At 72.3% G+C, this 20,352-nt stretch carries 20 protein-coding genes; 7 read left to right on the top strand and 13 right to left on the bottom strand.

Going from position 1 to position 20,352, the window contains the following annotated elements:
* Nucleotides 1-26: 26 nt before the first annotated feature.
* Complete coding sequence (locus ACN27J_RS14260; RefSeq protein WP_421366720.1) at nucleotides 27-1,040, bottom strand: aldo/keto reductase; 1,014 nt, start codon at nucleotides 1,038-1,040, stop codon at nucleotides 27-29.
* A 90-nt stretch (nucleotides 1,041-1,130) separates the two neighbouring features.
* On the opposite strand from ACN27J_RS14260, the gene ACN27J_RS14255 reads away from it, so the two are divergent.
* Complete coding sequence (locus ACN27J_RS14255) at nucleotides 1,131-2,021, top strand: AraC family transcriptional regulator N-terminal domain-containing protein (protein WP_421366719.1); 891 nt, start codon at nucleotides 1,131-1,133, stop codon at nucleotides 2,019-2,021.
* 87 nt (nucleotides 2,022-2,108) lie between these two features.
* Complete coding sequence (locus tag ACN27J_RS14250; protein ID WP_421366717.1) at nucleotides 2,109-2,486, top strand: sensory rhodopsin transducer; 378 nt, start codon at nucleotides 2,109-2,111, stop codon at nucleotides 2,484-2,486.
* Nucleotides 2,487-2,529: 43 nt separating this feature from the next.
* Here ACN27J_RS14250 and ACN27J_RS14245 read toward each other — a convergent pair whose 3' ends face one another.
* The gene (locus ACN27J_RS14245) at nucleotides 2,530-3,363 is read right to left on the bottom strand and encodes an alpha/beta fold hydrolase (protein ID WP_421366716.1); all 834 of its coding nucleotides are present in this window, start codon (nucleotides 3,361-3,363) and stop codon (nucleotides 2,530-2,532) included.
* 165 nt (nucleotides 3,364-3,528) lie between these two features.
* Between ACN27J_RS14245 and ACN27J_RS14240 the strand changes: the two genes are divergently transcribed.
* Entirely contained in the window at nucleotides 3,529-4,134 is a 606-nt protein-coding gene (locus tag ACN27J_RS14240) for a TetR/AcrR family transcriptional regulator (RefSeq protein ID WP_421366714.1), read from the top strand.
* Nucleotides 4,135-4,161: 27 nt separating this feature from the next.
* Here ACN27J_RS14240 and ACN27J_RS14235 read toward each other — a convergent pair whose 3' ends face one another.
* Together ACN27J_RS14235 and ACN27J_RS14230 are read right to left on the bottom strand one after the other, a co-directional pair.
* Nucleotides 4,162-6,090, bottom strand: coding sequence for a LamG-like jellyroll fold domain-containing protein (locus ACN27J_RS14235; protein WP_421366712.1), 1,929 nt, complete (start codon nucleotides 6,088-6,090; stop codon nucleotides 4,162-4,164).
* Nucleotides 6,091-6,163: 73 nt separating this feature from the next.
* Nucleotides 6,164-6,823 (bottom strand): TetR/AcrR family transcriptional regulator, encoded by a 660-nt coding sequence (locus tag ACN27J_RS14230; protein ID WP_421366710.1) that lies wholly within the window; start codon nucleotides 6,821-6,823, stop codon nucleotides 6,164-6,166.
* A 104-nt stretch (nucleotides 6,824-6,927) separates the two neighbouring features.
* Between ACN27J_RS14230 and ACN27J_RS14225 the strand changes: the two genes are divergently transcribed.
* On the top strand, nucleotides 6,928-8,568 hold the full coding sequence (locus tag ACN27J_RS14225; RefSeq protein ID WP_421366708.1) for a glutaredoxin domain-containing protein: 1,641 nt from the start codon (nucleotides 6,928-6,930) through the stop codon (nucleotides 8,566-8,568).
* A gap of 4 nt (nucleotides 8,569-8,572) precedes the next feature.
* Here the strand turns inward: ACN27J_RS14225 and ACN27J_RS14220 are convergent, their stop codons facing one another.
* The 3 genes from ACN27J_RS14220 to ACN27J_RS14210 are packed head-to-tail and all read right to left on the bottom strand — an operon-like array spanning nucleotide 8,573 to nucleotide 10,679.
* The gene (locus ACN27J_RS14220) at nucleotides 8,573-9,247 is read right to left on the bottom strand and encodes a class I SAM-dependent methyltransferase (RefSeq protein WP_421366705.1); all 675 of its coding nucleotides are present in this window, start codon (nucleotides 9,245-9,247) and stop codon (nucleotides 8,573-8,575) included.
* Nucleotides 9,244-10,008 carry a TIGR04282 family arsenosugar biosynthesis glycosyltransferase gene (locus ACN27J_RS14215; protein WP_421366703.1) on the bottom strand — a complete coding sequence of 255 codons (765 nt, stop codon included), beginning with the start codon at nucleotides 10,006-10,008 and terminating at the stop codon, nucleotides 9,244-9,246. The genes ACN27J_RS14220 and ACN27J_RS14215 overlap by 4 nt, the downstream gene beginning before the upstream one ends.
* Nucleotides 10,005-10,679, bottom strand: a complete 675-nt coding sequence (locus tag ACN27J_RS14210; protein ID WP_421366701.1) for a glycosyltransferase family 2 protein — start codon at nucleotides 10,677-10,679, stop codon at nucleotides 10,005-10,007. The genes ACN27J_RS14215 and ACN27J_RS14210 overlap by 4 nt, the downstream gene beginning before the upstream one ends.
* A 144-nt stretch (nucleotides 10,680-10,823) precedes the next feature.
* Between ACN27J_RS14210 and ACN27J_RS14205 the strand changes: the two genes are divergently transcribed.
* Nucleotides 10,824-12,215, top strand: a complete 1,392-nt coding sequence (locus ACN27J_RS14205) for a hypothetical protein (protein WP_421366699.1) — start codon at nucleotides 10,824-10,826, stop codon at nucleotides 12,213-12,215.
* 6 nt (nucleotides 12,216-12,221) lie between these two features.
* Here the strand turns inward: ACN27J_RS14205 and ACN27J_RS14200 are convergent, their stop codons facing one another.
* Nucleotides 12,222-13,289 (bottom strand): NAD-dependent epimerase/dehydratase family protein, encoded by a 1,068-nt coding sequence (locus tag ACN27J_RS14200; protein WP_421366697.1) that lies wholly within the window; start codon nucleotides 13,287-13,289, stop codon nucleotides 12,222-12,224.
* A 115-nt stretch (nucleotides 13,290-13,404) separates the two neighbouring features.
* On the opposite strand from ACN27J_RS14200, the gene ACN27J_RS14195 reads away from it, so the two are divergent.
* Entirely contained in the window at nucleotides 13,405-14,778 is a 1,374-nt protein-coding gene (locus tag ACN27J_RS14195; RefSeq protein ID WP_421366695.1) for a molybdopterin-dependent oxidoreductase, read from the top strand.
* A complete protein-coding gene (locus ACN27J_RS14190) occupies nucleotides 14,771-15,310 on the top strand; it encodes a hypothetical protein (protein WP_421366694.1) in 540 nt (179 codons plus the stop codon). Before ACN27J_RS14195 ends, ACN27J_RS14190 begins: the two co-directional genes overlap by 8 nt.
* Before the next feature lie 41 nt (nucleotides 15,311-15,351).
* On the opposite strand, the gene ACN27J_RS14185 is transcribed toward ACN27J_RS14190, so the two are convergent.
* The 5 genes from ACN27J_RS14185 to ACN27J_RS14165 all read right to left on the bottom strand — a co-directional run bounded on the left by ACN27J_RS14185 (nucleotide 15,352) and on the right by ACN27J_RS14165 (nucleotide 20,040).
* Nucleotides 15,352-15,903: a Uma2 family endonuclease gene (locus tag ACN27J_RS14185; RefSeq protein ID WP_278171261.1), complete on the bottom strand. Its 552-nt coding sequence runs from the start codon at nucleotides 15,901-15,903 to the stop codon at nucleotides 15,352-15,354.
* Between the two features lie 106 nt (nucleotides 15,904-16,009).
* The gene (locus ACN27J_RS14180) at nucleotides 16,010-17,536 is read right to left on the bottom strand and encodes a catalase (RefSeq protein ID WP_421366691.1); all 1,527 of its coding nucleotides are present in this window, start codon (nucleotides 17,534-17,536) and stop codon (nucleotides 16,010-16,012) included.
* 110 nt (nucleotides 17,537-17,646) lie between these two features.
* Nucleotides 17,647-18,531 (bottom strand): ABC transporter substrate-binding protein, encoded by an 885-nt coding sequence (locus tag ACN27J_RS14175; RefSeq protein ID WP_421366689.1) that lies wholly within the window; start codon nucleotides 18,529-18,531, stop codon nucleotides 17,647-17,649.
* Nucleotides 18,532-18,707: 176 nt separating this feature from the next.
* The gene (locus ACN27J_RS14170) at nucleotides 18,708-19,304 is read right to left on the bottom strand and encodes a hypothetical protein (protein ID WP_421366687.1); all 597 of its coding nucleotides are present in this window, start codon (nucleotides 19,302-19,304) and stop codon (nucleotides 18,708-18,710) included.
* Between the two features lie 154 nt (nucleotides 19,305-19,458).
* Complete coding sequence (locus tag ACN27J_RS14165; protein ID WP_421366685.1) at nucleotides 19,459-20,040, bottom strand: hypothetical protein; 582 nt, start codon at nucleotides 20,038-20,040, stop codon at nucleotides 19,459-19,461.
* Nucleotides 20,041-20,352: the final 312 nt, after the last annotated feature.

Below are 20,352 nucleotides of genomic sequence, written 5' to 3'. Positions count from 1 at the left end.
CGAGCAGACCGGGCGGCGCGTCGAAGTCACCAGACCGGCATCCGGGCGGCCGGGTAGCGGGAGCCGGCCGCGCCGTGCGGCAGGATCTGGCGGATCCGGTCGACCTCGGCCGCGCTGAGCGGTACGGCGGCCGCCGCCACGTTCTCGGCGAGCCGTTGCGGGTTGCGGGTACCCGGGATCGGCACGATGTCCTCGCCCTGGGCGAGCAGCCAGGCCAGGGCGAGCTGGGTGACCGCGACGCCCTTGGCGGCGGCCATCGCGGTCAGCTCACGCACCGCGGCCAGGTTCTGCTCGTAGTTGCCCGGCTGCCAGCGTTCGTCCCAGGTCCGCATGTCACCGTCCGGGTATTCGGCGGCGGGCCGGACCGCGCCGGTCAGGAAGCCGCGGCCGAGCGGCGAGTACGCCACGAACCCGATGCCCAGCTCACGGACCGTCGGCAGCACCTGCGGCTCCACCGTCCGCTCGAACACCGAGTACTCGGTCTGCAGCACCGACACCGGGTGGACGGCGTGCGCCCGTCGGATGATGTCCGGGCCGGCCTCACTCAGCCCGAAGTAGCGCACCTTGCCTTCGGCGATCAGCTCACCGACGGTGCCGGCGACGTCCTCGATCGGCACGTCCGGGTCGACCCGGTGCTGGTAGAGCAGGTCGATGTGGTCGGTGCCGAGGTGCCGCAGGCTGGTGTCGGTGACCTCGCGGATATGTTCCGGACGGCTGTCGAAGGCCATGCCGAACCGGCTCGGGTCGGTCAGGTCGTAGCCGAACTTGGTGGCGATCACCACGTCGTCGCGGAAGTCGCGGACCGCCTTGCCGAGCAGTTGCTCGTTGCTGCCGGTGCCCATGCCGTACACCTCGGCGGTGTCGAACATGGTGACACCGAGCTCGTACGCCCGCCCGATGGTGGCGATGCCGCTGGCCGGGTCGCCGGGACCGTACGCCATGGTCATGCCCATCGTGCCGAGGCCGATCGCACCGACTTCGAGCCCCTGCGATCCAAGTTTGCGCCGGGGCAGCTGCCGGCCGTTCGTTGTCTGTGTCATGCCCCGACGCTATGTCCGCACCGGGGGTGCCGGCATGGGGCGCGCTCCGCGTACTCTTGCCTGATCCTCTCACCGACAACGGAGCGACCGATGATCGACGAGCTGGCACGGGTCGTCACCCGGCACTGCCCGGCGCGGGCGGTCGAGACCGCGGTGCCGCGGCTGCGGCTGGTCCGCTTCGACGACGAGCAGGCCGGGCCGACCGATCTGCTGTACGAGCCGATGATCTGCTTCGTGGCTCAAGGTGCCAAGCGCAGCACCGCTGGTGAGCGCAGTTGGCTGGTCGGCCGTGGGACGATGTTCCTCAGTTCGGTGGAGCTGCCGGTGACCGCCGTGTTCGAGCAGGTGCCGTACCGGTCGGCGGTGCTGCGTCTGGACGGACGGATGCTCGCCGACCTGCTGCTGGAGCTGGACGAGCCACCGACGCCGCCGGCCGGGTCGCCGGAGCCGGCCGCGTTGACCACCGCGGCGATGACCCCGGGGATCGTCGAGGCGGTCACCCGGTGGGTGCGGCTGCTCGACGACCCGGCCGACATCCGGCCGCTCGCCGCCCGGATGGAGGGCGAGATTCTGTACCGGCTGTTGGGCAGCCCGCTCGGGCCGGCGCTGCGTCAGCTCACCGTCGCCGAGTCCCGGTTGTCGCAGGTCCGGGCGGCGGCCGGGCTGATCCGGGCCCGGTACGCCGAGCCGTTGACGGTCGAGCAGATCGCGGCGGCGGCCCACCTGAGCGTGGCGACCCTGCACCGGCACTTCAAGGCGGTGACCGGGATGAGCCCGATGCGGTTCCAGAAGGCCCTGCGGCTGCAGCAGGCCCGGCGACTGCTGGTCACCGGCGCCGACTCGGCCGCTGGAGTGGCCAGGACGGTCGGGTACGTCAGCGCGACGCAGTTCAACCGGGAGTACCGGCGGGCGTACGGCGTACCGCCGGGTCGTGACGCGGCCCGGCTGCGTGCCGGCGTGCCGGTTGCGCAGCGCGGGTGACCCTCGCCGGCGGTGTTTGCCGCGTGCGACATCGGGTAGCCGCGTCGCGGTGGTCCGGCGAGTAGCGACGTCCGAGAGGGAGGGGCGATGGCGACGGTCGGGGCCCGTACCTGGGTGGTGGCCGGTGGTCGGATTCCGGTCGACAGCTCCGGCGACGAGCCGGAGTTCACCAGCTTCGACCAGCTCTGCCTGCTGAACGCCGACGATTCCGACGCTGAGGTGGAACTGACCGTCTACTACGCCGACCAGGAGCCGGTGGGGCCGTACCAGCTGCGGGTGTGGGCTCGGCGGATCCGGCACATCCGATTCAACGACCTCGTCGACCCGGAGCCGATCAGACTCGGCCGACCGTTCGGCTGCGTGCTCACCTCGTCGACCCCGTTGGTGGTGCAGGTCCAGCGCCAGGACACCCGGGTGCCGGGGGCCCTGGCGCTGGCCGATGTGGTCGCGTACCCGGTGCCGTGAGGCGTTGGCCGCGGCACGGCACCGGGGACCCGACAGGGTCGGTTCAGCTGTTCAGGAAGGCGAGCAGTGCCGTGTTGACCTCCGCCCCGTGGGTCCAGAGCAGGCCGTGCGGGGCGCCGTCGATCTCCACGTAGTCGGCCTTCGGCAACCGCTTGTGGAATTCGCGGGCGGTGGCCTCGACCGGCAGGATCCGGTCGGCGGTGCCGTGCAGGATCAGCGCCGGCACGTCGATCCGGTCGATGTCGGCCCGGAAGTCGGTCAGCCAGGTCGGCACGACCGCGCTGGAGGCGAACCACCCGGCGCCGGCCGCGACGTTCCAACTGTTGCGCAGTGCCTCCTCGGAGAGTCGGCCGCCGAGCGTCTCGTCGGTGTTGTAGAAGTCGCGGTAGAAGTCGCTGAAGTAGGCGTACCGGTCGGCGGTGACGGCGGCGAGGATGCCGTCGAAGACCTCCTGCGGCACGCCGGTCGGGTTGTCGTCGGTGGCCAGCAGGAACGGCTCCAGCGAGGCCAGGAACGCGGCCTTGGCGACCCGGGCTGAGCCGTACCGGCTCAGGTAGCGGCCCACCTCGCCGGTGCCCATGCTGAATCCGACCAGCACGACGTCGGTGAGGTCCAGGGTTTCCAGCAGGGTGTTCAGGTCGGCGGCGAAGGTGTCGTAGTCGTATCCGACGGTGGGCTGGCTGGACTGCCCGAAGCCACGCCGGTCGTAGGTGATGACCCGGTAGCCGGCGGCGAGCAGCGCCGCGCTCTGCTTCTCCCAGGAGTGCCCGTCCAGCGGGTAGCCGTGGATGAGCACCACCGGCTGCCCCTGGCCGTGGTCCTCGTAGTAGAGGTCGATGTTGGTGCTGTTCTCCTGGCCGACGGTGATGTACGGCATGGCGACCTCCGGTCGCTCGGTGCGAGAACGGTCGTTCTCACTCGCTGTGTAATACAGTAGAGAACGACCGTTCTCTCCGCCAGCCGGAAGTCGACGATCCGCCGGTGACCCTCGTCACCGGCGACAGCCGTCAGCCGGGTGGCGGCCCGACCCGAAGGAGGAGACATGCCGGCGTTGACCGACGACGAGGTGCGGCACAGGGTGCTCGACGCCGCCGACCAGCTCTTCTACGCCCGGGGCGTGCAGGCCGTCGGCATGGACGCGCTGCGCGCCGAGGCGGGAGTCCCGCTCAAACGGCTCTACCAGGTCTTCGGGTCGAAGGAGGCCGTGGTCGAGCAGGTGCTGACCCGCCGACAGCGGATGTGGAACGACCTCGTGGACGCCGCCGTGGCCAGCGGCGGCACGCCACGCGACAGGCTGCTCGCCATCTACGACGGGCTTGCGCAGTGGGCCACGGACGACGACTTCCGTGGCTGCCTGTTCATCAACACCTTCGGCGAACTGGGCGGGACCACGCCCCGCGTGGCCGAGTTCGTCCGGGCGCAGAAGGCCGAGTTCCAGCAGCGGGTGGCGGCACTGGTCGCCGAAGCCGGCGGATCCGCGACCCTGGCCGCCCAACTCGCGATCCTCGCCGAGGGCGTACAGACCACCACCGCGATCGCCGGCGACAATGTCGCCGCCGCTCACGCGCGCGCCGCCGCCGAGGTTCTCATCGGTAGCGCCCTCACGTCGACCACCGACCACTGGGCCGACCCGACCGCCGGCGGCTGAGCGTCGTCAGCCGCCGGCGGCGTCCGGTCAGCCGTACGGGTGCAGGAACTGGTGCGGGCGTAGCGCCTTCGCGGTGATCCGCACGTCACCGATCCAGCCGTAGAAGCCCTGCCCGTACTGCAGGTCGAACGAGGTCGCGCCGATCACGAACGGCAGGCCGAGGGTGGCGATGCCGGTCGAGGTCTGGGTCGGGTTGCGGGCGATCTTCGACCCGTCGACGTAGACGACGGTCTGCTCGGAGTCGTTCACCACGGCCAGGTGCATCCACCGGCCGGGCGGCAGGGCGTGGCTCCACGACGTCGGGTCGGCGTCCTGCACGTCGGCGTAGACGACGTACTGCAGGAACCGCTCGGGGGAGATGTTCAGGCTGCAGGTGCACTCCAACGGCGACCAGCCGGTGGTCTTGCCGGCGTCGCCGCTGCGCCCCTCCCAGCTCAGGATGCCCATCCAGGCGTGGTCACCCTGGTACGGGTCGGGCAGCTTGACGAACGCCTCGATGGTGTACCCGTCGCGGAACTTCATGCTGTTGATCGGCGCGTCCGGCCCGGCCCGCAGGATGGCACCCCGGTCCGGGCCCTTGCCGCCGTCGAAGCGCAGGCTGGCGTGCGCCGGCTGGCCGCTGTGGTGTTCGTCGGAGAAGGTCAACGTCTCGGCGTTGCCGGCGCCGATCCGGCCCACGGTCAGGTCGTTGCCGTTGCCGGTGAGGTCGCGGACCACGGTGCCGTCGAGCACCGGGTTGCCGGCGACCGGGCTGCCGGTGCCGGCGCCGAAGCCGGCCGAGTCGAACCGCCAGTAGCCGACGGTGGTGTGGCGCAGCACCCCGACCGGCGGCCGGGGTGCGGGCGGCGGCACCGGCGCGAACCCGTCGAACCGGGCCGCGAAGTCGACCTCGACGCTGAACCGGTCGACCGGGCCGGTCAGCTCGACCGTCTCGGCCTGCAGCGGCGTGCGCCTGGCCGGATCCCGGGTGAGGAACCAGGGCGCGAAGGTCTCCACGTCGATGACGTTGCGGACCAGATCGAAATGGTAGAGCCGGATCATGCCGGCCCCGCCGTAGTAGCGGTCCTGGTAGTTCGCGATGTGCACGTGTACGTCGTGGCCGGCGGCGTTGGTGAGCGTGGTCCGCCCCGGCGGCCAGTAGTGGCCGTTGAGGGTGAGGAAGATCTGGTCGTTGTCGCGGATCAACCGGTCCCACAGCCGCTGCCCGTGGCCGGACAGCTGGGCCGCACCGGCGTCGTCGGCCCAGGCCAGGTCGTGGGTGGTGAGGATCACCGGCAGCGTACGGTGTGCGTCGATGACGCCCTGCGCCCAGGCGAGGCCGTTGTCGGAGGCCCGCCAGTCGAGCGCCAGGATCAGCCAGTCCCGGGCACCGGCGCGCAGCACGTGGTAGCTGTTGTAGCCGTCCGGCGAGGCGCCGCCGAAGGTCGGTGTGTCGGTGAACCGGTGCGGTCCGAAGGCGCGCAGGTAGACGCTGTCGCCGCGCTGGTCATCGCCGCCACGGATGTCGTGGTTGCCGGCCAGCACGCTGTACGGCAGCCGGCCGTCGATGGTCCGGAAGGCGTCGCTGGCGAGGTCGATCTCGTGTTCGCTGCCGTGCTCGGTGATGTCACCGAGGTGGGTCATGAACGCGATGTTCGCGTCCCGCCGTTCCTGGTTGAGGTAGCGGAACGTCGCCTTCAGTGGCTCCGGATCGGAACTGTCCTCGTCGAACAGATACTGCGTGTCGGGCAGCACGGCGAGCGCGAATCTCGGGCTCGCCGGGTCGAACGGCCCGCTGGCGGCGGCCACGGCGGGGGTGGCCGGGGCGCCGATCACCGTGGCGGCGGCTCCGGCGGCGGGCGCGGCGAGCGCCGCCTGCAGCAGGGAACGCCGCTGCAGACGGCCGGGCGCTGCACCGTGCGGCGGATCCTCGGAGTGTTCCGGCTGGTGGGTACTGCGTACGGGATCGTCAGTCACCCGAGCAACGTCGCGCCCGGCGGTGAGCGCCGGGCGTCAGCTGGCTGAACGACGGTCTGCGACCAACCGAAGATCAACTCGGCGGGGCCGGTGGCCGGGCCACCCGGGCGCCGGTGCCGGGTACCGGTGCCGCGCCGATGCCGGCGAGCGTGTTGTCCACCACGGCGGCGACGTGCTCCGCCGCCCGGGTACGCCACTGCCGCTCCGGCAGTCGCCGGTGTTCCAGGAAGAACAGCGACAGCGTCGAGGTGACCAGGTGCGCCGCGACGGTGGTCGAGGCATCCGGGCGTACCGAACCGGCCCGCACCGCCCGGTCGAGCCACCCGGCCAGACCGGCCCGCATGTCGCCGACCACGTCCCAGAACACGTTCGACAGGTCGCTGTCGAGTTGGCTCTCCCCGGCCAGTACGGCGATCAGGTCGGCGTGTTCGCGCAGGTGGGCGAGGAGCGCCCGGCAATAGACGGCCAGCGCGGACCGGGGGTCGTCCGGGTCGAGCGGGTCGAGGACGTCGCCGATCGCGAGCCGGTAGCCGCCGTACTCGGAGACCACGTCCCGGAGCAGGTCGAGCTTGGTGGGGAAGTAGTGGAACAGCAGGCCCTCGGCGACACCGGCCTCCTTGGCGAGCTGCTTGGTGGTGGTGGCCGCGAAGCCCTGCCGGGCGAAGACGCGTACCGCGACCTCACGCAGCTGCCGTCGCCGTTGCTCGGCGGCCTGTTGCCGACTGGTTGCCATGGTCCTCCACATCCTCGACCAGATTCGTTGAGTAAAAACTCAATGAGTGTATGCTCAATGAAGCGCCCCGGGGCCCGGTAACCGCAGCCAAAGGAGGCTCTATCGTGCACCCGTCCCTGCCCACCCGACCGACCGTGCGCGCGTTCACCAAGCCCGACTGTGTCTTCTGCGCCCGGGCCAAGCGGACGCTCACCGGCGAATGCATCGACTTCCAGTCGTACGACGTCACCACTGACGCCCGCACCGCGAACGCCAGCGCCTACTTCTCCGGCGCGTACACCGTCCCGCAGATCTTCCTCGGCGACTACCACGTCGGCAGCGCCGACGACCTGGACCGGCTGGCCGCGACCGGCCGACTGGTCGCCCTGACCGGCGCGCCGCCACGCGGCGACCTCGACCTGGACGCGCACACCGACGACGAACTGGCCCACGGGGCGGCCGACCTCGCACTGTCCACCGTCATCCCCACCAGCGACGGCACCCACGACCCCGACCCGCAGACCTGGCCGATTCTGCACCTGTACCGGAGGTTCTTCGGCTTCTGGCCCAACACCTTCGCCTACCTGCACCGCTGGCCGGCAGCGTACAAGCTGTTCGTCTACTGCCAGAACGCGGCGGCCGTGCAGGCCGGCGGGCAGCGGCTCGGCCGGGCGGTGATGTCCGAGGTCGCCTACGCGACGTCCCGCGCGCACGGCTGCTCCTACTGCATGACCCACGCCGTCGCCGTACCCGGCGCGGTCGGGCCGGCGGGCCCGGACAGCGCGACCGGGCCGCACGAAGCCGCCCTGACCGACCTGGCGGCCCGCGCCACCCGCAACGCCGTCACCCCGCAGGCGTTGGCGAAGGTCCGGGCCACCGCCGACCAGGCCCGCCACGGCGACGGGGACGCCCAGGCCAGGATGGACGCGCTCACCATGGTGGTGGCGTCGTTCGGCTTCCTCAACGTGTTCAACGACCTGGTCGGCCTGGAGATCGAGGGCGACTGGGCGGCGACGGCCAGTGCCCGGGGCGTGAGCGCCGGCCGGCACGCGGTCGGCGACACCAACCCGCGCAACCTCGACCACGAGCTGCCGTCCGGCGGACCGACCCTGCCGCAGCTGATGGCCGGCTACGACGAACTGGTCGGCGACCCGGACGCCTACGCCGAACGCGAGCTGGGTTTCGTCCCGGCCTGGGTGCGGGCCTGGCCGGCCGCGCAGCGCCGCCGGCACTGTCACCTGTACGTCGAACTGATGCGTGACCGGCCGCACTCGCGGATCCCGGCCGACCTCAAGCACCTGATGGCCCGGGTGTCGGCCGTTGCCCGGGACCACGGCTACCTGGCCGCCGCCGAGGGCTACCTCGCCTTCACCGCAGCACCGGACCGGTCGGACGCGGTGACCCGGATCGACCGCTGCGTGGCCGCCGCCACCGGCCGTGCCGACGACGGCGGCGTCTTCGACGACCGGGAACGGGCGGCGCTGCGGCTGGCCTGGCTCTCCGCCCAGGTGCCGCTGGTGACCCCTCGGCGGCAGGTGCAGCCGGCCATCGACCACTACGACGCCGACGAACTGGTCGAGCTCGCCGTGGTCTGCGCGGTCGCGTCGATGCTCCAGCGGTTCGCCGCGCTGACCGGACCGGCCGTCGAACCGGAGGTACGCGAGTTCCTCGCCCGGCACAATCTGTCGACCGATCCACTGGTGCTGCGCTACCCGCTGCCGGACGGCCCGGTGTCGGCCGGCGCGGTGTCGGCCGGCGGGCGGTAGCCCCTCACCGCGACACCGTCAGCTCACCGAACCACCGGCCGGTGTCACGGAACACCTCCCGGACGGTCAGCCCACCGGCGGTCGCGGCGGCCCACACCGCGTCGGTGTCCAGCCGCGCCCACCGGAACGCCGGCCCCAACCGGGGCCGGCCCCCGGCGGCGGTGCTGACCACGTGCGCGTACCCGCGCCACAGCCCGACCCCGGGCGGATCCAGCTCCACCAGCAGGGTGCCCAGCGGATGCAGCAACGACCGGCACCGGCGCAGCAGCGCCACCGGGTCGCCGCCGATGCCGATGTTGCCGTCCAGCAGTACGGCGTGCCGCCACCGGCCTTCGGCGGGCAGCCGGTCGAACAGGTCACGGTGGATCGCCACCCCGCCCCGGGCCCGGGTCAGCGCCACCGCTCGGGCCGACACGTCCACCCCGACGGCGGTCACCCCGGCCCGGGTCAGCGCCACCGTGACCCGGCCCGGCCCGCAGCCCAGGTCCAGGGTCGGGCCGCAGCACCGGGCCACCACCGCATCGGTTGTCGGCTCCACCGGCCCATGCCAGCGCTCCACCGGCAGCCGCCAGCGGACCCCGTCACCCTGCACCAGCCAGTGCCCGCCGGACGCCGGAGCCAGCAGCGCGGCGGCGAAACCGTGGTCCGCCGCGTACCGGCCGGGCACGCTGGCGGTCACCGTCGCGCCCCGACGGCCGGCACCGGTATCCGGGCCAGAGCCGGCACGCCCACCGCCGCCACCTGACCGGCGAACCGGCTGCCGGGGACCGCGTCGGCCACCGCCAGCGCGTCGCGCCACTCGTCGACGTCGCACAGCACCGGCAGCGGCGCGACCGGCAGCCCTCGCGCGCGCAGCGCCGACCAGGTGTCGCGCCCGGTGTGCGAGGTCGACATCGGCACCCGCCGCAGCACCTCGGCGTGCCGGGGATCGGTCAGACCCAGCGCCCACCAGCCGCCGTCGGCCGCCCAACCGAGCACCGCGCCGATGCCGGCCCGCGCCCCACCGGCCCGGGTCGGCGCCCGGTCGGCACCGGTCAGCACCCCGATGGCGGCGGTCAGCGCCGCGCCGGTCAGCTGCGGAGTGTCCATCCCGATCTGCAGCACCGGCCGACCCGGGTACGCCGCCGCCACGTCGGCGTGCGCGTTGGCCAGCCGGTCGGCGAACCCGTCCCCGCGCTGCGGCAGTACCCGCCAGCCGGCAGTCGCCACGACCAGCTCCTCAGCGGCACCCGGGTACGCGTCGGCCTCGGTCAACCGGCCGGCCAGGGCCAGCACCGGCGTCACGGCACCGGCCGCGCCGGTCGCGCGGACCGCGTCCATCGTGTCCAACAGCGCGGCGGTGGCGATCCGGGCGGCCTGCCCGGGAGTGGCCGGCGGGCACAGCCGGGTCTTCACCCGCCCGGCCACCGGTGCCTTCGCCATCACCAGCAGGACGGTCACCGGGCACCGTCCACGGTGCGCAACACCCGACCGAAGTCGCGGGTCGCCCGCAGCGTGCCGCGTACCGAGCCGGACACCTTCGACCGGGTGCCGGCCGCCCGGGGCGCGTACGTCACGTCCAGCTCGACGATGCGCCACCCGGCACCGGCGGCCCGGATCATCAGCTCCAACGGGTAGCCGAAGGCCCGGTCGGTGACCCCGAGCGAGAGCAGCGCCTCGCGGCGGGCCACCCGGATCGGGCTCAGGTCCCGCAGCGGTACGCCGCGCTGCCGCAGCAGCGCCGCGACCAGCGCCGTACCGGCCCGGGCATGCCAGGGCCAGACCCGCGCCGACACCGGTCGGCGGCGTCCCACGGTCAGCTCGGCGTGCCCGTCGGCCACCGGACGCACCAGCGCCGGCAGCTCCGTCGGATCGAACGACCCGTCCGCGTCGAGCACGCAGACCAGCTCGGTCTCGGCGGCCAGCAGGCCGGTGTGCACGGCGGCCCCGTACCCGCGCCGGGGCTCGTGCACCACCCGGGCGCCGTGCTCGGCGGCCACCTGCGGGGACCCGTCCCGGGACCCGTTGTCCACCACCACCGCCCGGTAGCCGGGCGGCAGCGCGGCGAGTACGCCCGGTAGGGCGGCTGCCTCGTCGAGGCAGGGCAGCACCACGTCGATCGGTGTCGGCATACCGCCGACGCTAGGACGAACCGCCCCCGACCGGCTGGCGTTCCGCGCTTACGGAAGTCTTACGGGCGGCAATTCTTACCGGAGGGTTACGGTCCGGCCGTTGCCCGGCCCGGGTGCCGGCGCAGGCCGTACCGTCCGGTGGTCATGACACCAGAATCCGCCACCCGGCGGTCCGGTCGCGCCGACCTGATCGTGCTCGGGGTCGAGTTGGCGCTGATCGCCGCCGCCGTCGTCGTCGGCGTGGTGCTCAACCGGCGCGGAGTCGGACTCTACGCCGAGACCGCACCGCTGTACGCGTTCTGGCGTCCGCACGTCGGCTGGGGCACGCCGCTCGCCGTCGCGGTCGCCGTCGTGGTCGTCGGTTGGGGGGTACGGTGGGCGCGCACCGCCAGCTGGGGCCGGCTGCTCGGTGTCGGCTACCTCGTCGCGGTGGCCTGGATTCTGTCGCTGGCCCTGATCGACGGCTGGACCGCCGGGGTCACCGAACGCCTCACCAACCAGGCCGAGTACCTGCACGAGGTGCACCGGATCACCAGCATCCCGGTGATGCTGGCCGGGTTCAGCGACCGGATCATCGACTTCCAGCCCGGCTCCTGGTCCACGCACACCGCCGGCCACCCGCCGGGGGCGCTGCTGGTCTTCGTCTGGCTGGACCGGATCGGCCTCGGCGGTGGCACCGCGGCAGGCCTGGCCTGCATCCTGATCGGCGCGACGATGGTGGTCAGCGTGCCGGCGACGCTGCGCCGGCTCGGCGCCGAGGACGCCGCCCGCACCGTACTGCCGTTCCTGGTGCTGCTGCCCGGCGCGGTGTGGATCGGCTCGTCCGGCGACGGGGTGTTCACCGGGGTGGTCGCCGCCGGGCTGGCCCTGCTGGCCGCCCGCCACCCGGCGGCGCTGCTCACCGGCGGCCTGCTGCTCGGCTTCGCGCTCTACCTGTCGTACGGGTTCGTGCTGGTCGGGCCGTTGGCGTTGGCGGTGCTGGTGATGCGGCCCGGCCGGTTCCTGCCGGCGTTGCTGATCGCCGGCACCGGGGTGGTGGCCGTCGTGGTCGCGTTCACCGCCGCCGGTTTCTGGTGGTGGGAGGGCTATCAGCTGGTTGTCGAGCGGTACTACCAGGGCTGGGCGGCCGAGCGTCCGTACAGCTACTGGGTGTGGGCCAACCTGGCGGCGATGCTGCTCTCCGCCGGCCTGGTCGTCGGGCCGGCGCTGCGGCGCACGATCGGGGCGGCCCGACAGGCGGTACGCCGGGCCGACCCGACCGGGGCGGCCGGCGAGCCGCGCGGGCGGCGACTGCGCACCGGGTTGCGGGCCGCCGCACGGCCGACGGTCGTACTGCCGCTGACGGCGGCCGCCGCGATCCTCGCCGCCGACCTGTCCGGGCTGAGCAAGGCCGAGGTGGAGCGGATCTGGCTGCCGTTCGTGGTGTGGCTGCTGGTCGCCACCGCCCACCTACCGGCCGGCACACGCCGCTGGTGGCTGGCCGGGCAGGCGGCGACCGCGCTCGCCGTCAACCACCTGCTGCTCACCTTCTCCTGACCGGGTTCAGGCCGGCACCGGCAGCGCGGCCGGCTCCCGCAGCGGGTCGGTGGCGAACGCGGTCACTCCGTCGGCGAAACCGACCCGGGCGGTGAAGCCGAGCAGTCGCGCCGCCCGGCCCGGGTCGGCCACCACATGCCGTACGTCCGCCGGCCGGGCACCGCCGACGATCGCCGGCTCCGGTCCGCCCATCGCCGCCGACAACTGTCGGGCCAGCTCGCCGACCGGGTGCGGTTCGCCCGAGCAGACGTTCACCGGGACCATGCCGGCCGGCTGGTCGGCGACCATGGCCAGCAGGTTCGCCCAGGCGACGTCGGTGACGTGCACGAAGTCCCGCTGCTGCCGGCCGTCCTCGAGCACCTGCGGCGCCCGTCCGCCGGCCAACGCCGACCGGAACAGCGACGCCACTCCCGCGTACGGGGTGTCGCGCGGCATCCGGGGGCCGTAGACGTTGTGGTAGCGCAGCGCCCAGCCACCGCCGCCGGTCTGCCGCGCCCACGCCGCCGCCAGATGCTCCTGGGCGAGTTTGCTCGCCGCGTACGTGCTGCGCGGCTCAAGCGGCGCGTCCTCCGGCACCCGCGTCCAGCGGAGTTCACCGGCACACCGTAAGCAGCGCGGGTCGTACCGGCCGGCGGCCAGGTCGTCGGGGCGGCGCGGTGCCGGCCGGACGACGCCGTGGGCGGCGCAGGTGTAGCGGCCTTCGCCGTACACCACCATCGAGCTGGCCAGCACCAGCCGGGTCACGCCGGCCCGGTGCATCGCGGCCAGCAGCACCGCGGTGCCGTAGTCGTTGTGGCCGGCGTAGGCCGGCGCGTCCGACGGGTCGAGGCCGTGGCCGACCATCGCCGCCTGGTGACAGACCACGTCGACGCCGGGCAGCAGCCGGTCCAGCAGATCGCCGTCGCGGACGTCGCCGCGTACCAGGTCGTGCCGGCGGACCCAGTCGGGTGGCTCGTCGCCGTGCGCCTGCGGCAGCAGCGCGTCCAGCGCGACCACCTCGTGTCCCTCGTCGACCAGCAGGTCGGCGACGTGCGATCCGATGAACCCGGCCGCGCCGGTGAGCAGTATCCGCATCCGCTCACGGTAGGGCCGGTCGGTGGGTCGCCGGTCCGGTTCCGGCCAGCCGTCAGAATTCCGTAATCGTCGAACCGGGGCCTGACCGGGTCGTCGCGAACTAGCGTCCCGGTACATGGCCGCCACCACCGATCCGGCACCGGACCCCGGCTCCGCCTCTGCCGGCCCCGCCTCTGCCGGCCCCGCCTCTGCCGGCCCCGCCTCTGCCGGCCCCGCCTCTGCCGGGCCGTTCGACGTTGCCCACCGCTGGCGCAGCCCGCTGCGCGGCCCCTGGCTGACCTCGGTCCTCGGCCTCGTTCTGCTGATCGGCCTGCCGGTGGTGATGATCACCGGGCTGCTCGACTACATCGCCTACGGGCCGCAGTTCGGGCAGGCGTTTCCGCGCGACGTCGGCTGGCTGCGGTTGCCGTACTTCGACTGGCCGACCCGCCCGTCCTGGCTGTTCCGGGCCAGCCAGGGCCTGCATGTGGCGTTGGGGATCGCGCTGATTCCGGTGATCCTGGCCAAACTGTGGTCGGTGATCCCGAAACTGTTCGCCTGGCCGCCGGTGCGGTCGGTGGCGCAGGCGCTGGAGCGGGTCTCGCTGCTGCTGCTGGTCGGCGGGATCCTGTTCCAGACCGTCACCGGTGTGCTGAACGTGCAGTACGCGTACCTGTTCGGGTTCGACTTCTACACCGCGCACTACTTCGGGGCGTGGGTGTTCACCGCCGCGCTCGTCGTCCACGTCGTACTCAAACTGCCCCGGATGGTCACCGCGCTGCGGTCCCGGTCGCTGCGTGCCGAACTGCGCACCTCGCGGGCCGACACCCGGCCCGAGCCGCCCGACCCGGACGGCCTGGTCGCTCCGCGCCCCGCCCCGGCGACGATCAGCCGCCGGGGAGCGCTCGCCCTGGTCGGCTGCGGGTCGCTGCTGCTGGCGGTGCTCACCGTCGGGCAGAGCCTGGACGGCCCGTGGCGGCGGCTGGCCCTGCTGCTGCCCCGTGGTCGGCCGGCCGGTGAGGGGCCGAACGGCTTCCCGGTCAACCGCACCGCCGCAGCGGCCGGGATCCGGCCGGCCGACACCGGCGACGGCTGGCGGCTGGAGTTGCTCGGCGACGGCGGCCGGGTGGTGAGCCTGAGCCGGGAACAGCTGCTCGGCATGCCGTCGCACACCGCTCGGCTGCCGATCGCCTGCGTGGAGGGCTGGTCGACCCTGCAGACCTGGACCGGGGTACGGCTGCGCGACCTGGCCGCCGAGGCCGGGGTGCCGGAGCCGGCGTCGGCCCGGGTCACCTCGATCCAGCGCGGCGGCCTGTTCAACAGGGCGACCCTGCAGGCCAACCAGGTGCTGGACCCGGACTCGCTACTGGCGTTGCGGGTCAACGGGGTCGACCTCTCGCTCGACCACGGATTCCCGGCCCGGATCATCGTGCCGGCCCTGCCCGGCGTGCACTGCACCAAGTGGGTGGCGACCATCGAGTTCAGCGGGGACGGTGACGGCGATGGGTGACCGGAGCACGCAGACGGTGGTCGCCCGGTTCCGGGCCGGCTACGGGGCGCCGCTGTGGCACCTGCTGGTGCTGGTGGGTTGTTTCGCGGTCACCGGCTGGGTGGTGCTGAGGTTGGCTGGCGAGACGACCGCCGTACGGATGCTGATCTGGTTCGTGGCCGCGGTGATCGTGCACGACCTGGTCATGTGGCCGGTCTACGCGGCCGCCGACCGGGCGCTGCTCACCGCGACCCGGTCCGCCACCGCGACCCGGTCCGCCACCGCGATCCAGGCGGACGTCGGCAACGGTAGCCGCCCGGCGCGGCTGTCCGTGGTGAACCACGTCCGGGTGCCGGCGCTCGGGTCGGCGCTGCTGTTCGTCGTCTACCTGCCGGGCATTCTGCGGCTCGGCGGCGGCACGTTCACCGCCGCGACCGGCCTGACCCAGCAGCCGTATCTGACTCGCTGGCTGCTGGCCAGCGGGGCGATGTTCGCCGTCAGCGGGCTGTGGCTCGCCGTCCGCCTGTACCGCGCCCCGTCGCGGGACCGCTGATGATCCACAGCGTCGGGTCGAGCAAGGTACCCCGACCGGGATCAGCCGAGGCCGTGCTCGGCCGGGCTGGTGTTGAGGAGCCAGGCGAGCGGCATGGTTGCCTGTACGGCGTAGTGGTCGCCGTCCAGCCGGTGCACGGTCACGGTCTGAGCCGTGTCCTGGTCGACCACCCAGTACTGGGGGATGCCGGCTGCCGCGTACTCATTGCGTTTGGTCACCGTGTCGGTGCCTTCGGAGCCCGGTGAGACGATCTCGGCGACGAGGAGTACGTCGGCGACCGGCAGCCAGACCGCATCGGCCTGAGGTTTGCTCCAGACGACAAGGTCGGGGATGCGCCCGCCGATGCCGGCGCGGCCGGGGATGCGTAGTCCCACCGCCTGTGCGATCTGATCGGTGGGGACACCGGCTGCGGCGAGCCACACCATCAGCCGGGTCGCGATGATCGCGTGGGCGTACCCCGGGGGCGGCATGATCGAGAGGACTCCATCGGGGCTGATCTCGTACCGGTGGTGTTCGTCGGCAGCCATCATCGCGGTGAGGTCGTCGAGACTTACGATCGGGGGCATGTGCCTGCCGACAGCCTCTGAACTCATGCTCGCATCCTAACGGGCTGCCTCGCGGTGGACATGTGAACACCAGGCGGGACCGGCGCCGCGCCGAGCGGTACGGCGGCCCGCCGGTCCGCCGTACCGCCATGGGTCAGGCCTTGGCCTGCATGCTGGACCGGGCGGGATTGGCCTGCTTGGCCGCCTTCGGGTCCTTCTCATCCTGCTTGGCCCGCACTCCGGCGGCCACCCGGTCGCCGATGTTCTTGTCGACGTTGCGCCAGTACTCGAAGGCACGCTGCAGCACCGGCTCGCTCACCCCGTTGAGCAGATGGCCGACGATGTTGTCGACCAGGCGGTCGCGAGCCGCGTCGTCGAGCACCTGGCGGACCATGGTGCCGGCCTGACCCCAGTCGTCGTCCTCGGCGTGTGACGAGTACGCCGCCCGGACCATCTCGCCGTCGGCGTACCAGGTGCCGCCGTCGTCGGTGAGATTCGGCTGCGCCTGCGGTCCGCCGTACGAGTTCGGCGCGTACACCGGGTCGGTGACGTTGCGCACGCGCATCGCGCCGTCCTTGGAGTAGCTGTGCGTCGGCACCTTCGGCGAGTTGACCGGGATCTGCCGGTAGTTGACGCCGAGCCGGGCGCGGTGCGCGTCGGCGTAGCTGAACCCGCGGGCCAGCAGCATCTTGTCCGGGGACAACCCGGTCCCCGGCACCACGTTGTTCGGCTCGAACGCGGCCTGCTCCATCTCGGTGTGGTAGTCGGTGACGTTACGGTTCAGGGTCAGCCGGCCGACCTCGTGCAGCGGGTAGTCGCCGTGCGGCCACACCTTGGTCAGATCGAACGGGTTGAACCGGTACGTCCTGGCCTGCTCGAACGGCATCACCTGCACGTACAGCGTCCAGGACGGGAACTGCCCGGCGGCGATGTGCTCGAACAGGTCCCGCTGGTGGTAGTCGGTGTCGGCCGACGCCATCTGGTCCGCCTCGTCCTGGGTGAAGAACTCGATGCCCTGGTCGGTCTTGAAGTGGTACTTGACCCAGAACTTCTCGCCCCGCTCGTTGATCCACATGTACGTGTGGCTGCCGTACCCGTTCATGTGTCGCCAGGTACGCGGAATGCCCCGGTCGCCCATCAGCCAGGTGACCTGGTGCGCGGATTCCGGCGACAGGGTCCAGAAGTCCCACTGCATGTCGTGGTCGCGCAGGTTGTTGTCGGCCCGGCGCTTCTGCGACCGGATGAAGTGCTGGAACTTCATCGGGTCCTTGATGAAGAAGATCGGCGTGTTGTTGCCGACGATGTCCAGGTTGCCGTCGCTGGTGTACAGCTTGACGGCGAAGCCGCGTGGGTCACGCCAGGTGTCCGGGCTGCCCCGCTCCCCGGCGACGGTGGAGAACCGGACGATCGCCTCGGTCTCGGTGCCGGGCTGGAACACCGCCGCCCGGGTGTACGCGCTGACGTCGCTGGTGACCCGGAACGTGCCGAACGCGCCGCCGCCCTTGGCGTGCGGCTGCCGCTCCGGGATCCGCTCCCGGTTGAAGTTCGCCATCTGCTCGATCAGGTAGTGGTCCTGCAGGAGCAGCGGGCCGTTCGGGCCGACGGTGAGCGAGTGTTCGTCGCTGGCGACCGGCACCCCGGCGTCGGTGGTGGTCGGTGGGCGTTGTCGCTGGTCGGTCACGAGTTCTCCTCGGGTCGGCGGCAAGTCTGTGCGCTGCTGGCACCCATACCCAGCCAACGAAGATCTCAGCCCTGCGTGCGTGGCCGCCGGGTCCGACACCGGATTCCAGATCAGGCGACGCGGGTGGCCGTGCCGGCCGGTGCGGCCGGCACCCGGTCGGGGTGCAGCACGGCGGCGATGGTTTCGACCCCGTCGATCAGCCGTGGTCCGGGCCGGACGATGAGGGAGTCTCCGTCGAGCGCCCACACCGGTACGCCCGGCAGCCGATCCGCCACCACCCGGGCCTGCCGGGCGGCCCCGTCGAGACGGAAGCCACACGGTGCCACCAGCACCACGTCCGGGTCGGCGGCGGCGAAGGCGTCCCAGGTGGTCTGCGTCGAGCGGGCACCGGGACGGGCGGCGACCGGGTTGCCGCCGGCCGCCGATACCAGGTCGGGCACCCAGTGGCCGGCGGTGAACGGCGGGTCGACCCACTCCACCACCGCCACCCGGGGTGCGTCGGCACCGGCGACCGCAGCGGCCACCGCCGCGAGTCGGCGGCGCAGGCCGGCGACCAGCACGCCGGCCCGATCCGGTACGCCGGTCCGCTCGCCCACCGCGACGATGGTGTCGAGCACCTCGTCGAGGGTGTACGGGTCGAGCGACAGCACGTCTGCGCGGCAGCCGAGGTAGTCGAGTGCGTCGGACACCTGACCGGACGGCAGCGCGCACACCCGGCACAGGTCCTGGGTGAGGATCAGATCCGGTGCCAGGTCGGCCAGCGCATCGGCGTGCAGCGTGTACAGGTCGTCCCCGGCAGCCATCCGGCCCTTGACGTAGCTGTCGATCTCCGCCGGGGTCATGCCCCGGGTGTCCCGGCCGCCGACGACGACGGCTTTGTCCTGCCGGGCGGCCGGCGGCTCGTCGCACTCGAAGGTCACCCCGACGAGATCGTCGTCCAGCCCGAGCGCGTAGACGATCTCCGTCGCCGACGGCAGTAACGACACCAGGCGCATCAGGTCATTGTGCGGGCTGGCAAGCTGTCCGACCAGCGGCGAGCGTCGCAACGTGAGTGATGTTCAACCGATTCCGGGCTGGGCCCAGGAGCCCTGGCCGAGGGAGGTCGTCCATAGACGCCGGTGTGCCGGACCGCGGGGGAGCGGTCCGGCACACCGATTGGGGGGAGGGAAGGTCAGATCATCCAGCGGTTGCGCTGCACGAAGGGCAGCTTCGCCCAGAGCCGGCCGAGACCCCAGGTGTGGCCGGCGTACGCGGCGGCGAGGACGACCAGGACGACCGCGTAGACGATGTGGTAGTCGACCAGCGGGTTGGTGGCGTGGGCGGGTTCGCCGCTGGCGGTGACGCGGTCGAGCGGGAACTCGGCGAGCCACATGAACACCATCATGAGGGCGCCGGAAGCGGCGGCGACGCGCAGCCCGATGCCGGCGATCAGGGCGATGCCGATGGCACCGAGACCGGTCATGAACAGGGTGTCGGCCCACCAGGTGCCGGCGATCGAGTGGAAGAACGACTGCAGCGGGCCGACCTCGACCGAGGAGAGGAAGCCCTTGGTCGGCGAGCCGCCGTTGACCCAGGCCCGCTCGGCCGGGGTGGCGAAGCCGAAGCCGAAGGTCTTGTCGAGGAACGCCCAGAGGAAGACGAACCCGGTGGAGATCCGCAGCACGGCCAGGGCCCGGGCGGCGGTGGTGGTCAGCATCGCGCCGGGGAGTTCGGCGCGCTCGAGGGGCCGTTCGATCGACCGGTGGCTGGTGTGCTGGGTGGTGGTCATCGTCGCCTCCGCGACTCGTATCTCGCTGTGACGAGATCAGCTTCCCGCGTTGGCGGTTCCCGGCGCCTGAGGCGGAACACCCATGGTGGCCGGGACCTTGGTCCCGACCACCACGGGACGTCCGTCGGCGCCGTCGGCGCTCCGTTCGGCGTGGTCAGAGTCCGGCTGCGGCGTCGTAGCGGCGACGCAGATCGGCCATCTCCGGTTCGGCCAGGGCCTCCTTCATCGCCAGCTCCGCGTACTTGGCCGGGAACATCTGCCGCAGCCGGTCGACGAACATGATCTCAGCGGTGGCCTCGACCACCTGGATGCCCGGAGGCTCGGTGGACAGGTCCATGATCACCGGACCGGCGAGCTTCGGAGCGACGTCCCAGGGGCGGTCGGGTCCGGCGATCCCGCAGAGGTGGAAGCCGTAGACGGTGTGCACGTCGGCGAGCTTGTCGACGTCGGCCGGCTCGTGGCCGTAGACGTGGACCCCGCAGATCACAGTCGGTGCCGGCTCGTCCCCGTTGGCCGCCTGCACGATGTGTCCGGCGTGGTTGTGCTGCTCCGGGTCGGCCTGTTCGAGCGTGGCGCGCATCCGGGTCATGATCTGCCCGCGCAGATCCGCCGGTGCCAGTTCCGGGCCGGCCGAGTTGACCAGCACCACCACGCTGGCCGACGTCGCCAGCAGGATCACCCCCACCCAGACGAAGCGGTTCCGGTACCACCTCGCGAATCTCTCCCGGGAAACCATGACCACTTCTCACCTCGTCGCCGAATCCGTTGCGCTGACAGACCACCGTGGATGATGCCGTCGGGTGGTGCGGGTGCGGGCGTCTGCCAGGGGACGCTGCCGACACCGCGATGCTCCCGGCTGGCCGTTCTCAGTGCGGTTGCCCCCGCACTGCGGCGATGTGAGTCATTTCAGCACGACCGAACCCAATTCAGCAACATCGATGAATCTCGGGAGGTAGGGGATACCCGAGAGGTGCATGGTGGTCGACGGGCGTCCGCGTGATACTCCGTGCACAAGGGGCGGCGAACCGGGTGCGGACCGGGTTCTGGG

Origin of the sequence: Solwaraspora sp. WMMB762, from assembly GCF_049179115.1 — a bacterium.
GTDB lineage: Bacteria > Actinomycetota > Actinomycetes > Mycobacteriales > Micromonosporaceae > Micromonospora_E.
The sequence above is the reverse complement of the archived record's forward strand: the minus strand, read 5'-3'. Positions and strand labels throughout refer to the sequence as shown.